General features: G+C 73.6%; 11 protein-coding genes and 1 tRNA gene. 8 read left to right on the top strand and 4 right to left on the bottom strand.

Annotated elements, in window-relative coordinates; translation table 11 throughout:
• The first annotated feature begins 5 nt into the window (after positions 1 to 5).
• The 5 genes from BLU95_RS26530 (at position 6) to BLU95_RS42470 (ending at position 4,132) form a co-directional block, all read left to right on the top strand.
• Positions 6 to 209 (top strand): hypothetical protein, encoded by a 204-nt coding sequence (locus BLU95_RS26530; RefSeq protein ID WP_093862180.1) that lies wholly within the window; start codon positions 6 to 8, stop codon positions 207 to 209.
• Positions 209 to 1,822, top strand: coding sequence for a replication initiator (locus BLU95_RS26525; RefSeq protein WP_173862130.1), 1,614 nt, complete (start codon positions 209 to 211; stop codon positions 1,820 to 1,822). Before BLU95_RS26530 ends, BLU95_RS26525 begins: the two co-directional genes overlap by 1 nt.
• On the top strand, positions 1,819 to 2,034 hold the full coding sequence (locus BLU95_RS26520; RefSeq protein ID WP_093862179.1) for an excisionase family DNA-binding protein: 216 nt from the start codon (positions 1,819 to 1,821) through the stop codon (positions 2,032 to 2,034). Before BLU95_RS26525 ends, BLU95_RS26520 begins: the two co-directional genes overlap by 4 nt.
• Positions 2,034 to 3,191, top strand: coding sequence for a tyrosine-type recombinase/integrase (locus BLU95_RS26515; RefSeq protein WP_093862178.1), 1,158 nt, complete (start codon positions 2,034 to 2,036; stop codon positions 3,189 to 3,191). Before BLU95_RS26520 ends, BLU95_RS26515 begins: the two co-directional genes overlap by 1 nt.
• A gap of 434 nt (positions 3,192 to 3,625) precedes the next feature.
• Positions 3,626 to 4,132, top strand: coding sequence for a hypothetical protein (locus tag BLU95_RS42470; RefSeq protein ID WP_159425002.1), 507 nt, complete (start codon positions 3,626 to 3,628; stop codon positions 4,130 to 4,132).
• A gap of 274 nt (positions 4,133 to 4,406) precedes the next feature.
• Here the strand turns inward: BLU95_RS42470 and BLU95_RS26510 are convergent.
• Positions 4,407 to 4,478, bottom strand: a tRNA-Val gene (locus tag BLU95_RS26510).
• 214 nt (positions 4,479 to 4,692) lie between these two features.
• Between BLU95_RS26510 and BLU95_RS26505 the strand changes: the two genes are divergently transcribed.
• The gene (locus tag BLU95_RS26505) at positions 4,693 to 6,021 is read left to right on the top strand and encodes a hypothetical protein (protein ID WP_231977790.1); all 1,329 of its coding nucleotides are present in this window, start codon (positions 4,693 to 4,695) and stop codon (positions 6,019 to 6,021) included.
• Between the two features lie 99 nt (positions 6,022 to 6,120).
• Positions 6,121 to 6,351, top strand: a complete 231-nt coding sequence (locus tag BLU95_RS26500) for an FmdB family zinc ribbon protein (RefSeq protein ID WP_093862177.1) — start codon at positions 6,121 to 6,123, stop codon at positions 6,349 to 6,351.
• On the opposite strand, the gene BLU95_RS26495 is transcribed toward BLU95_RS26500, so the two are convergent.
• The 3 genes from BLU95_RS26495 to BLU95_RS26485 all read right to left on the bottom strand — a co-directional run bounded on the left by BLU95_RS26495 (position 6,348) and on the right by BLU95_RS26485 (position 11,372).
• Entirely contained in the window at positions 6,348 to 7,313 is a 966-nt protein-coding gene (locus BLU95_RS26495) for an HAD family hydrolase (protein ID WP_231977789.1), read from the bottom strand. The two genes, BLU95_RS26500 and BLU95_RS26495, sit on opposite strands and share 4 nt — an antisense overlap.
• Positions 7,314 to 7,318: 5 nt before the next feature.
• Complete coding sequence (locus BLU95_RS26490; RefSeq protein WP_231977788.1) at positions 7,319 to 9,850, bottom strand: phosphoribosyltransferase; 2,532 nt, start codon at positions 9,848 to 9,850, stop codon at positions 7,319 to 7,321.
• A 262-nt stretch (positions 9,851 to 10,112) separates the two neighbouring features.
• Positions 10,113 to 11,372, bottom strand: coding sequence for an HpcH/HpaI aldolase/citrate lyase family protein (locus tag BLU95_RS26485; RefSeq protein WP_093862175.1), 1,260 nt, complete (start codon positions 11,370 to 11,372; stop codon positions 10,113 to 10,115).
• Positions 11,373 to 11,714: 342 nt separating this feature from the next.
• On the opposite strand from BLU95_RS26485, the gene BLU95_RS26480 reads away from it, so the two are divergent.
• A complete protein-coding gene (locus BLU95_RS26480; protein WP_093862174.1) occupies positions 11,715 to 12,887 on the top strand; it encodes a TerD family protein in 1,173 nt (390 codons plus the stop codon).
• Positions 12,888 to 12,944: the final 57 nt, after the last annotated feature.

The following is a 12,944-nucleotide window of genomic DNA, read 5'->3' as shown; positions in this document are numbered from 1 at the left end:
CCGCCATGACCCACCACCGCCTGCCCACCGCCGCCAACTACCCCGTCCCCACGCCGGCGAACGGCCAGGACCCGCGCTTCACCCGCGGCCTGCTCTTCGACATCGCCCGCCGGATCGAGGACGCTGGCTTCCCGCCCATCACCACCGGCCACGACCTGGTCCGCCTGATGGAGACCATCTACGTCTTCTGCTACTCGGAAGACCGCTGATGACCGGAACCACCCGCGCGGAACGGGCCCGGATGCCCCTGGCCCGTACCGTGCTCCGCCAGGTCGCCGAGGAACACGGCGTCTGCGTCCGGCCGGTGGCTGTCCGTCGCACCGACACCGCCACCGGTCACACCGAGATCATCGACATCCCCTGCGGCGCCACCCGCGCGAGCCTGTGCCCCAGCTGCGCCGAACGCAAGCGCCGCCTGCGCGCCGCCCAGTGCCGCGAAGGCTGGCACCTCACCGAGGAACCCGTCCTCGAACCCGACCCCGCCACCGCCGCGCAGCAGTTCCTCGGCGAACTGCGGGCCGACCTGACCAAGGCCCAGACCGCGGCCACCGGCGCGGAGGCCGACGAACTCGCCTCGCTGCTGGTGGAGATCGACACCGAACTCGCCGAGACCGGCGTCCGCGGCTCCCTCGCCCCCGCGCCGACCGCGCGCCGGGTCCGCTCCACCCGACGCCGGCAGGACACCAGCGACCTGCCCCGGCGCCCGGTCGAGAACCGCACCCTCGGCAAGGCATACACCACCCCCGACGGCCGAACCTTCCGCCCCTCGCTGTTCCTGACCCTCACCCTGCCCTCGTACGGACGCGTCCGCACCGACGGCACCCCCGTCGACCCGACCACCTACGACTACCGCCGGGCCGCACGCGACGCCCTCCACTTCCCCAAGCTCATCGACCGGTTCGTCCAGAACCTGCGCCGCTTCGTCGGCCACGACGTCCAGTACTTCGCCGTCGTCGAACCCCAGCGCCGCCTCGCCCCGCACCTGCACCTCGCCCTGCGCGGCACCGTCTCCCGCGCCGAACTGCGCCAGGTCGTCGCCGCCACCTACCACCAGGTCTGGTGGCCGCCCGCCGACCACCCCGTCCACGCACCCGACGCGCCGCCGCACTGGTCGCCCGAACTTGGCGCCTTCCTCGACCCGACCACCCACGAACCGCTGCCCACCTGGGACGAAGCCCTCGACCAACTCGACGACGAACCCGAAGCCCAGCCCACGCACGTGCTCCGCTTCGGCCCCCAACTCGACGCCCAGGGCATCCTCGTCGGCTCCCCCCAGGCTGCCCGCTGCGTCCGCTACCTGACCAAGTACCTCACCAAGTCCGTCGCCGAGTGCCACACCCCGACCGGCACGACCGAGAGCGACCACGTCGACCGCCTCGCCGCCGAACTCGGCCACGAACCCTGCTCGCCGACCTGCGCGAACTGGTTGCTTCACGGCGTCCAACCCAAGAACGCACACCCCGCCCTGCGCCCCGGCGCCTGCCGCTCCCGCGCCCACAAGCGCGAACACCTCGGCTACGGCGGGCGCCGCGTCCTGGTCTCGCGCAAGTGGTCCGGCAAGACCCTCGCAGACCATCGCGCCGAACGCCGGGCCTGGGTCCTCGACGTCCTCGGCGACACCGCCGGCCGCGCCGAGCCCCACCGCTACCTCTGGGAACCGGTCCGGCCCGGCGATCCGGACATGGCGCCGCTTGCGACCCGCCTCCTGCGGGCCGTCGCCGAACGCGTCCGCTGGCGGGAGGCCCTGAACGAAGCCCTGGCCCGTGCTGAAGGACCCCTCTCCCCCGCATCCGCGGTCACACCCGAAGGGAAGGCAGCATGACATCCCCGGACCCCCTCCTGACCATCGCGCAGGCGGCCGAACTGCTCGGCACCACTGAGCGCTTCCCCCGACGGCTGATCGCCGAACGGCGCATCGCCTTCGTGAAGGTCGGACGCCACGTCCGCATCCCGGCGTCGGCCGTCGCCGGGTACATCGCCGCCCGCACGGTCCAGCCGGTCAGCCGGACCCGTCAGCTGCGGAGGGCCGCCTGATGGCCAACAGCAAAGGAAACCGCCGGCGCTTCGGGTCGCTCCGCCAACTGCCCTCCGGGCGCTGGCAGATCCGCTACCCGGACCCGGCCACCGGGCTGATGCGCAATGGGGAGGAGACCTACCCGACCAAGACCGATGCCGAGATCGCGCTCACGCTCATCGAGGCGGATATCAAGCGCGACAAGTGGACCGATCCGGACGCCGGGAAGGCCAAGCTAGGCGACTTCGCTGCCACCTGGCTGCGGGACCGCAAGCTGGAGGAGAGCACCCGGGAGCGGTACGCGATCACGCTCCGCCAGTACATCCAGCCCGGTCTTGGCCACCGGACGCTCGCCGAGATCACCCCGGCACGGGTACGGTCCTGGCGGTCCGCGCTGCTGGAGGACGGGGTCGGCGAGCCCTCGGTGGTCAAGGCGTACCAGCTGCTGCGGGCCATCATGAACACCGCCCTCGACGACGAGTTGATCCAGCGCAATCCGTGCCGGATCAAGGGCGCCGACACCTACGACGTGCCGGAGCGGCCCGTCCTCTCCGTCACCGAGGTGTTCGCCGTCGCCGACGCGATCGGGCTGCGCTGGCGGGCCCTGGTGCTGCTGACCGCCTTCACCACGCTCCGCTTCGGCGAGCTGGCCGCGCTCCGCCGGCGGGACGTCGACCTGGCGAACCGGCTCGTCCGGGTACAGCGCAACCAGGCGGAGCTGAACAGCGGGCGGCTCTACGACAAGGCGCCGAAGAGCCGTGCGGGATTCCGGCCGGTAGCCTTCCCCGCCGAGATCGTCGACGACCTGGCCCACCACCTCGACCGGTACGCTGGCCCCGGCCCGGACGGCCACCTGTTCATCGGGCCCCGCGGTGGCAAGCTCCGCCGCAGCAACTTCCGGGACGACTGGATCCGGGCCCGCACGGCGGCCGGGGTGAGTGAGGATGCCCACTTCCACGACCTGCGGCATACCGGCAACACTCTCGCCTCGCAGAACGGGGCCAGTACCCGGGAACTCATGACCAGGATGGGCCACAGCAGCACCCGGGCCGCGCTCATCTACCAGCACATGACCAGCGACCGCGACCGCGCCATCGCCGATCGGATGGGGGCTGTTGTCCGACAGGAACTCGGCCAACCACAGTCACCTGGTGCGCGGGCGCTACGGGACGTGTAAGACGCTGGAACGATCAAGGGCCAGCTCGGGATGATCATCCGAGCTGGCCCTTCGTGTTAGCAGAAGCGAACGGCTTCGCACCGCCGACTGGCTGCCATCGTGCTCATCTACTGGAACCGCCACCGCATAATTCACCGCAGCACACCCGCCTGTTCTCAGCGGGCAGGACTCGCCCCGAAAGGCTGGCAGCCTGCGAGATTTACCAAGGGTACGACTCAGGGTGTTGCGATCAGTTGGCGCATCGATGTTGCAACGTCATCTCTTGCTGCATCTCGCTGACCGCTGGGCATTTCATCGCTAGCATGACGAAGCACGCGAAGAGCGCTGAGACTGATGCCTGCGGGCCACCGCACTCCTGCACTCGCGCCTGGCGCCATGACACCGGCTGCGGCACTCGACCACCTGAACGCGATGCCGCCATCGAAGGACCTGTGATGACCAATCACCCCAGCACGTACCCGTACTGGCCTCCCCCGCCAGAGCGTGAAGCCCCGCTCCACCGGTGGATACGGCGCAACCCGCGGCAGACCACTGCGATAGCGATAGCTGCGCTACTCGTGCTGGCGGCCGTCATCACTGGCTCTGCAACCTCGGACGACTCTGACCATAGAGAGTACGACGCGAGCGGCGACGTGGTCGGGGTGACCTGCAGAAGCAATGCTGAGCTCACCGTTGGGATTCTCATGGAGTGGACCGGATGCACCGCGAGCATCCACAACACCACCGGCCGCCTGCAGGCATACATGATCTACCTCAATTGCCATACGTTCGCCAGCTACGAACCAGGCGCAATACACGATCTCCAGTACGTTGCCCCTGACCCGAACCCCAGTAGTCAGTTCGTCAAACTGAGTCGATTCGCGAGCCAGGTCACCTACGGACCGCAGAACTGCACATTCATATCGGCGACGCGGCGAAACGTTCGTCCTGACGAGCTCTAGAGAGCCGACTTCTCGTACAGCGCAGCCTGCAATTATGCTCCGGGCCGCTGACCCGGAGCACATACTCAGAATCAGCCGCTGCGGCGCTTGGGGCGACAGCAAACCCACAGCGACCAGGACCGAACGACCACCAATCGAATGAGGCCGCGGTCAGGGAGGCGCTCAGCCGGCCGGGGGCTTCTGGCACGCCAGTGGCACGGGAGAAGTAGGACCCCGGGAACGATCAAGGGCCAGTTCGGGAGGATGCTGCCTCCGAACTGGCCCTTCTCTGCTGTGGGCGCGGACGGTTTCGAACCGCCGACATCTGCTTTGTAAGAGCAGCGCTCTACCACTGAGCTACGCGCCCCCGGTCGGGCGGGTCCCGGGGTGGGGCGCACGACGAGTGCCTAGGGTACCTGGTCCCGGGGGTGGTGTGGTGCAGGTGGTGGGGCGGTGGGGCGGGTGGGGTGCCGGGTCCGGGGGGTGATCGGGAAGAATGGGTGGTGGATCAGCGGTCGGGAACCAGGGAGCGCGCAGTGAGGGTGGCCGGCGGAGGCGGGCGGGGGCGACGGCGGGGGCCGGTGAGCGCGGTGGCCGAGGCGCTGGTGCTGCCGGTGGTGGTCGCCGGGGCGTTGGGGGCCGCGGGGGCGGCGTCGTTCGGGGCCGGTGGCGGCTGGTGGGGGCGGCGCGGCGGTGACGGGATGCGGGCGGACGCGCGGGCGGCCAGGGACGCGGCGCAACAGGCGTTCTACGACGTGGACTCGACCCAGCGCGAGGTGCGGCTGGCGGTGGAGACGGTGCGTTCCGTCGGGGACAGTGCGACGTCCCGGCGGGCGGTCGCGGACTTCGAGGCGATCTCGGGCCGGGTCGACCAGGTGACCGTGAACTATCTGTCCGCGCTGGACGCGCACGACCTGGACGCGGAGGAGCTGGAGTCCGGCGCGGCCGCGCGGGCCAAGCACCAGTTGGACGACGTGAAGGGCCAGCTCGGTTCGGCGTTGGCGGAGCTGAACGACTTCCTGCGTCGGCTGCAGCCGACGCTGGAGCGGGCCGAGTCGCAGCTGATGCGGGTGGCGCCGGCGGTGGAGCAGGCCAAGCGGGCGCTGCTGGAGGCCAGCAACGCGCTGGACTCGGCGCGTGGTGCCGGACTGCGGGCGGACGGGCCGGCGGCGCGGCTGGCCGAGCTGGCGCCGGAGCTGGGGCGGCTGAACGAGGGGGTGGGCCGGCACGGGGTGCCGGACACGCTGGAGCGCGCGGAGCGGGTGAAGGAGCGCGCGGAGGCGATCGCGACGGAGGTCGGGCAGCTGCCGGAGCGGGCCCGGGAGATCGACCGGCGGGTGGCCAGTCTGCGGACCAGGATCCAGGCGCTGGAGACCAAGGCCGGCACGGTGCCGCCGGCGCTGAGCGAGTTGCGGCGGCGGTTCTCGGCCGCGTGCTGGCAGGACCTCCAGCGGGTGCCGGACCAGGTGGCGGAGGCCGGGCGGGCCGCCGAGGAGAAGCTGGCGGAGGCGGCGCGGGCCCGGGACGAGCAGCGGTGGGCGGACGCCACCGGGGCGCTGGGCACGGTGCGGGCGCTGCTGGACACGGCGGACGGGTCGGTGGTCGCGGTGAACGAGCGGCTGCGGCAGCTGAACGAGGTGCAGATCGACCCGAACAAGGAGGTCGAGCGGGCCCGGTTCGCGCTGCGGGACGCCCAGCGGCTGGCGATGGCCGGACGGCAGGCGCCGGATCCGCGGCACGCCGCGCCGCTGGACGCGGCGGTGGCCCGGCTGGACCGCGCGGTGGCCGAGCTGGAGGCGGCCGGGCGGCACCCGGACTACTGGCGGTTCCTGACCGAGCTGGCGGCGGTGCGGGAGTCCGCGGCGCACGTGGTGGAGCTGATCCGCGGCGAGCTCGGCGGGCAGAAGTAAGCGGAAGTAGGGAGAAGCAGGCGGAAGGGGGCGGAAGCGGGCCCCGGAGGGCAGCGGCCGAGGGGGTTCGGCCCGGGGCGGCGCGGATACCCTGACGGTATGCCTCGTTATGACTTCCGCTGCCGCTCCTGCGGCGCCACGTTCGAGCTCCGCCGTGCGATGGCGCAGGCCAACGACCCCGCCGTCTGCCCGCAGGGGCACCAGGACACCGTGAAGCTGCTGTCGACCGTCGCCGTCACCGGCGGCGCGGCCTCCGCCGGCGCCGCCCCGCAGCAGGCCCCGTCGGCCGGCGGCGGCGGGGGTTGCTGCGGGGGCGGCTGCTGCGGCTAGCCGACGACCGCCGCCCCGGCGGCCGGGACGCCGGCACCGCCCCGGACCCGGGACAGGAAGCGGCGGGCGATCTCCTCGCCCGCCGCGACGCCGATCTCGTCGAGGGCGGTGACGCCCGGCGCCGTCCAGCCGGTGTCGGCCAGTTCGCCGTGGCCGGGGCGCCAGGCGGCGTCGGCGGCGAGCAGCAGGTCGGCGTCGAGCAGCGAGTCGCCGGCCGACAGCACGGTGGACGGGCCGACCCGGCGGACGACCTCCGCCAGCGCCGCGCTCTTGCTGAGCGGCGCCGGCACCGCGTACACCTTGCGGCCCTGGAGCGACACGTTCCAGCCGCGTTCGGCGCACCAGCCGGTGAGTTCGGCGATCCAGCCCGCCGGCAGTTCGGCGCGCTCGACGACCAGGTAGGCGAACAGCTCGTCGGCCACCCGCCGCTTGTGGGTCCACTCGGGGTCGGCGCAGAGGGCCAGGTGTTCGACCACCTCCGCCAGCGGCGCCGCCCCCTCGGCCAGCCGGCCGGCCATCTCGGTCTGCCAGTCCTCGTCCGGCACGCCGTCGACGAGCAACCGGCCGCCGTTGGCGCAGATCGCGTAGGGCGGGACCCAACCGGGCGTCGGGCCGGGCAGGTTGACCCGCTCGTACTGGGCCCGGGTGCGGGTGGTGGCGGGGACGAGCACGGCCTCGGCGGCGAGTTCGACGAGCAGTGCGGCGGCCTGCTCGGTCATGAAGGACAGCGCCTTGCCGTCGTGCACCTCGACCGAGAGCAGGCGCGGCGCGAGCCGGTCCGGCACGTCCAGGGCGAGGGCCCGGTTGGAGTAGATCAGGGTGCGGTCGAGGTCGCTCGCGACGACGAAGCGCGGTTCGGCCGGGCCCGGTGCGTCGGGACGAGGACGAGGTTCGACGAGAGGAGCTTCGACGGGACGCGGTGCGTCGGCGGAGCCGCCGTCCGGGTGTGCGGGACCACTCATCGGGCTCAGGACTCCTTGCTGAGGACGGCCGTCCCGGAGGCGCCGGTCGCCCCACGGGTGTAGCGGGGGTGGATGAGGCCGACGCAGGAGTACGGCAGGTCGTCCACCTCCTCGACCGGCACTCCCCGCTGGGCGGCGAGCAGCCGGACGTGGTCGAGGTCGGCGCCCGCGCCGCGGCGGGCGAGCACCCGCCAGGGGACGCGGCGCAGCATGACCCGGGTGGTCTCCCCGACGCCGGGCTTGACCAGGTTGACGCTGTCGATGCCGTACTCGGCGCTGATCCGCTCGACGGCGGCCCAGCCCGCCCAGTCGGGGGCGCGCTCGTCGGCGTGCTCGGGGGCGAGGAACCGTTCGGCCGCCGCGAGGGCCTCGGCCCGGACGTCGGCGAAGTGGTCGGCGACGGTGTCCAGGAAGGCGCCGGAGACGTCGGCGCCGGCCAGCTCGGTGTAGTGCTTGGCGCCGTGGAAGTCGTCGGGGCCGATCAGGTCGGCGCGCAGCACGGTGCGCGAGACCAGGCCGGAGACGGTCGAGTTGAGGCAGGCGGAGGGGATCAGGAAGTCGTCCCGGGTGCCGAAGGTGCGCACGCAGCGGCCGGGGTCGGCGAGGACGGCGAGGTCGGGGTCGAAGCCGGTCCCGGCGAGGGCCTCGGCGAGTTCGCGGGTGATCGCGCCCTTGCCGGTCCAGCCGTCGACGAACACCACGTCGGCGGCCCGGTGGTGCGCGTCGAGGTAGCGCAGGGCGGCCGGGTCGATGCCGCGGCCGCGGACGATCGAGACGGCGTAGTGCGGGGCGTCGAGTCCGTGGCCGGCGGCGAGCCAGCGGCGGATCAGGATGCCGACCGGCGTCCCGGCCCGGGCCAGCGAGGCGAGCACCAGACCGGGGCCGCGCTCGCGCAGCAGGGTCTCGGCGACGGTGCCGACGGCGAGCGCGATCCGCCGGGCCGAGACCCGCAGCGCCTGGTGGAACAGCTCCTGGTACTCGGGGCTCGGCTGGTACTCGACCGGCAGCGACTCGGCGTAGTGGGCGCCGCCGCTCTGCACGGCCTCCTCCCGCTCCTCGGTGGGCGCCTCCAGGTCGACGCCGGTGAGGTCCTTGAGCAGCCAGGCCACTTCGTCGGCGCGGTAGGAGGAGAACTCGGGGCCGTACAGCGGGCGGGCCGGAGCCGCCGGGCCGACGGGGGCGGTCGGCCGGTGGGACGGCAGGACGGCGAGCACCACCCGGTCGGTGACCCGGCGCAGCTGGGCGAGCAGGGCCCGCTCGCCCTCGTGCAGGGCGGGGGTGTCGGCGGTGTCGTCGACCACCAGCACCACCGTGCCGAAGCGGCGGGCCGGGTCGGCTCCGGGGGCGACGTTGTAGGCGTAGCGCTCGCGGGAGGAGTCGTCGGCCGGGTCGTCGTGGGCGGGGAAGGCCAGCCGGGTGCGGATGGCGTAGCCGGGGTCGTCGACGGCGAGGACGGGCGAGCGGGTGGTGGTGGAGTAGCGGACGCGGTCGGTGCCGCCGGGCAGCCGCTCGGCAAGGGCACCGGCCAGCCGCAGCGGCGCGTACATCAGCTCCTCGAAGCCGAGCACCAGCACCCGCGAACGGTCGGCATCGGCATCGGAACCGACACCGGCACCGACACCAACACCGGCATCGGCACCGGCATCGGCACCGGCACCGGCACCGACAGAACCACTGGAACCACCGACACCGACCGCCGCCGCCAGCTGCTCGGCCAGGCCGGGCAGCGCCGCCTCCAGCCGGGCCCGGTGCTCCCGGGTGAACCCGTGCCGCCCGCCGTCGGGCAGCCCGGCCGGCCAGTCCAGGCCGACCCGGACCAGCGGGGCGGCCGGGGCGGCCGGCGGCTCGGGCGCGGGACCGACCTCGGCGATCAGCCGCTCGGCCCGGTCCAGGACGTCGGCGGGCAGCTCGACGCCGCCGTCCGCCAGCGCCACCAGGTCCAGCCGGACGCCGAGTTCGGCCGCGGTGTCGGCGAGCCGCCGCCGGTCGGCCGGGCCGCGCAGGTCGACCAGTGCGACCACCACGTAGTGCTCGCGCGGGTGGTTGGCGTGCAGTTCGCGGATGGTGTTGAGGACGGTGGTACCGGTGGAGAACTCGTCGTCCACCAGCACCAGCGGGCCGTCACCGGTGAGCAGCCCGGGGTCCGCGGGCAGCAGCAGGTGGGAGGTGGCGTGCGAGTGCTCCTCCTCGAAGCCGCCGACCGGGGTGAGGCCGGCCACGGGGCGGCGGGTGGAGTGCAGGTAGGCGGCGTCCAGGCCGTCGGCGACGCTGTGGCCGAGGCCGGTGGCGGTCTCCGCGTAGCCGAGGACGACGGCGCGGTCGACGCTCTCCCCCGGGAGCGACGTCAGCAGGTCGCGGACCCGGCGCCCGAGCTCCAGTCCGGCGCCGTGCACCACCTCGGGCCGCTGCGGGACGTGCTTGCCGAGCACCGTGGAGACCAGCAGGTGGGCCCGCTTGCGGTTCTCCCGCAGCGCCAGGCCGACCAGTTCGGGCAGGCGCTCGGAGCCGGTCAGTGCGACGCCCGCCCGCTCGGCCACCCAGCGCCCGGTCCACTCCCCGGATCCCGCAGGCCCCTCGGCACTCGCTCCGGAGGAGCCGGCACCCCCGAGGGTCCCGCCGGCTCCAGTGGTCCGATCCTGCTGCGCTGCTGTCACTACGGGTCCTGCCTTCGGTCTTCGGGTGGTGCGGTGGTAAGAGGGGCGGGCTTTCGGGCCGGCCGTCCGACTCGGCGACGGAGGTGGGCCGTCCGACTCTGCGACAAAGGCCGTCCGACTCCGCGACGGAGGCAGGCCGGCCGGCTCAGCGGCAGAGGCAGGCCGAGAGCAGCTCCGCGAAGCTGACGTCCTCCCGGGCCACCCCGAACACCTCGGCGCGCAGCAACACCCGCTCCGCCCAGGCCCGGTGGGGCTTCGCCTCGTTCATCTTGTTGGTGTACGCCGAACGCAGCACCCCGCCCCCGCCGCGCTCCTGCTGGAGGATGTCGTGGGCGTCGCTGTACTCCTCGTGCGTGACGACGGAGAGCGCGTGGACGGCCGGCACATGGCTGGGGTGGATGCAGGTCTTGCCCAACAGGCCGTTGGCGCGGTCGAGTTCTATCTCGCGGATGAGCCCGTCCAGGTCGTGCTCGATGATCCGCCGGCGGACGGCCTCGCGCGAGGGCTCGGCCTCCGCGAACGGGGTGCGGCGCAGCTGCGGCTTGAACATCCGCTCCTGGACCGGGAAGTACTCCCAGACCGGGCCGGTGACGGTGAACCCGGTGCCGTCGGCGCGGCCGAGCACGTTCACCACGTCGCCGATCACCGAGGCGACCAGCGCCACGTCGTACGCGGTCAGGTCGGGCGAGCGGCGCAGGCCGTACGCGGAGCAGAGGTCGGTGACGCCGAGGCGGACCGCGAGGACCCGCTCGCGGTGCTTGTCGAGCAGCCTGGCTATGCCGAAGAGCTGGTCGCGGCGGGTCTCCAGGTGGGCGAGTTCGGGCGATTCCAGTACCGGCATCGCGAACAGCCGGCGCCCGGTGGCGGCCTCGGCGGCGGCGAGCGCCTCCAGGAAGTCGCCGCCGGTGTCCTCGGTGAACTTCGGCAGGACGAAGCCGGTGAGCAGTCCGATCGCGGGTCCGAGCCGGCCCGCGAGGTCGGTCAGCTGCGCGGGGGTCCGCACCCGGACGAAGAGAAGGGGAAGATCCTGTGTGCAACCGGTGGAGATTCCGTCCGGGCCGACACCCTCCGTCACGGTGGTCCCGACACCCTCCGTGACGCCGGACCCGCCACTCTCCGTGACCTCCGCCCAGAGCTCGCCGAGCCGGGCCACCAGGTTGGCCTCGGCGTCCGGGACCTCGTGGTCCGCGATGGCGTCCTCCAGGCAGAGCACCATCGAGACGACGCCCTGCCCGGCCTGCTTGCGGATGTCCGTGCGCAGGGTGGGCCGGGTGGCCGGGCTGTAGAGCGTGGCACCCAGCGCGGTGGCGAGCACGGCCGCCGCGCTGTCGGCGGTGAACTCCCCGGGAGCGCTGAGAAAGAGCCGGTCGCGGACGTCGTCCGCGAGGTGGCCGAAGTGGCGCAAGGTGCTCTCCTCAGGAGGTTCGGCCGCCGGTCCGGCGGAGGCGGGGAAGTACGGGGAACAACGGGGAAGGACGGTGTCGACACCCGGCCCGGCCCCCCGGTTCAACCCGCTCGACGGCCGTGGTGGTTCCCGGTCCGGCCCCGTCCGGTCACCCTCGTCCGGCCAGGAGCCCCCCGCCCACCCATCGTACGGACGGTGCCGGGCCGTGGAGGGTTCCGAAACATCGAATTCTCGGAAGGTTACCGTCCACTTCACAAAGCGCAAGCATTGGCAAAGTCCCACCACAACGCCTCCTCCGGTCACGTTGTCCGAAGGGGTGGCGAACAGGCAGGATGGTCGGCTATGACGCACGTGATGGCCAAGGGCGCCAACATCGCACTGCCGGTGGCGGCTGTCCGCGCCGTGCTGCGCTGGAGCGCCACGCCCGGTGCGCCGGACGTGGACGCCTCCGCGCTGCTGCTCGGAACCGGCGGCAAGGTCCGCTCGGACGCCGACTTCGTCTTCTACAACCAGCCGCGCCACCCGTCCGGCCTGGTGCGCCACCTGCCCAAGCAGCAGACCTCCGGCGGCGGTGAGATCACCGACACCGTCGAGGCCGAGCTCGGGAAGCTGCCGGCCGAGGTGGACCGGGTGGTGCTGGCCGGCTCCTCCGAGGGCGGCACGTTCCGGTCGGTGAGCGGGCTGCGCCTGCTGCTGTTCGACGCCGCGGCCGGGGACGGCGCGCCCGCGCTGGCCGAGTTCGCGATGGCCGACGGGGACGAGGTGACCGCGCTCGTCGCGGGCGAGCTCTACCGCCGGGCCGGCGCCTGGAAGTTCCGCGCGGTCGGCCAGGGCTACGCGTCCGGGCTGATCGGGCTGGCCACCGACTTCGGCATCACCGTCGAGGACGAGGGCGACACCCGGGCCGGGGCCGCCGCCGGCCCGCCCGCGGGCGACCCCCGGGCCGCCGTGCCCGACCCCCGGCCGGCCGGCCGCCCCGAGCCGGGCACCTTCACCCTGGCCCCGGCCGTCCCGCAGCCCCCCGTCCCGCAGGCACCGGCGACCGCCCCGGCCGCCGCGCAGGCCGGTGGCGCGCAGGCACCGGCCGGCGTCCCGGCCGGCACGCCCCCGCCGCCGCCCAAGCCGCCGACGGTGCCGCCGAACCTCCCGCCCGCTCCGACCGCGCCGCCGGCCGGGCGCCCCGGTTACGGCTACCCGCCGCCGAGCACCGCGCCGCAGTCACCGCAGCAGGGCGGCTACGGCTACCCGCCGCCGGCCCCGCGCCCGGGTTACGGCTACCCCCAGCAGCAGCCACCGGCACCCGCCCCCGGCTACGGCTACCCCCAACAGCAGCACCAGCAGCAGCCCCAGCAGCAGCCGGGCTACGGCTACCCGCCGCCGAACACCGCGCCGCAGTCGCCGCAGCAGGGCCACCAGGGCCAGCAGGCCGCCCAGCCTCCCGTCCCGCAGCAGCCGGCCCCGCCCGCCGAGGAGTTCGCGCTGCCCCCGCAGGGCCCGCAGTTCCAGCCGCGCTGAAGCCGCCCCGCCCCGCCCCGCCCCGCGCGACGGCGAGAACCACGCCCCCCCGGAGGC

Origin of the sequence: Streptomyces sp. TLI_053 (assembly GCF_900105395.1) — a bacterium.
Lineage (GTDB): Bacteria > Actinomycetota > Actinomycetes > Streptomycetales > Streptomycetaceae > Kitasatospora.
The sequence above is the reverse complement of the archived record's forward strand: the minus strand, read 5'-3'. Positions and strand labels throughout refer to the sequence as shown.

Bases quoted from the DNA above. Each gene is read 5' to 3' on its own strand.
- BLU95_RS26530 (WP_093862180.1), top strand. From the start codon at position 6: ATGACCCACCACCGCCTGCCCACCGCCGCCAACTACCCCGTCCCCACG.
- BLU95_RS26525 (WP_173862130.1), top strand. From the start codon at position 209: ATGACCGGAACCACCCGCGCGGAACGGGCCCGGATGCCCCTGGCCCGT.
- BLU95_RS26520 (WP_093862179.1), top strand. From the start codon at position 1,819: ATGACATCCCCGGACCCCCTCCTGACCATCGCGCAGGCGGCCGAACTG.
- BLU95_RS26515 (WP_093862178.1), top strand. From the start codon at position 2,034: ATGGCCAACAGCAAAGGAAACCGCCGGCGCTTCGGGTCGCTCCGCCAA.
- BLU95_RS42470 (WP_159425002.1), top strand. From the start codon at position 3,626: ATGACCAATCACCCCAGCACGTACCCGTACTGGCCTCCCCCGCCAGAG.
- BLU95_RS26500 (WP_093862177.1), top strand. From the start codon at position 6,121: ATGCCTCGTTATGACTTCCGCTGCCGCTCCTGCGGCGCCACGTTCGAG.
- BLU95_RS26495 (WP_231977789.1), bottom strand. From the start codon at position 7,313: ATGAGTGGTCCCGCACACCCGGACGGCGGCTCCGCCGACGCACCGCGT.
- BLU95_RS26480 (WP_093862174.1), top strand. From the start codon at position 11,715: ATGACGCACGTGATGGCCAAGGGCGCCAACATCGCACTGCCGGTGGCG.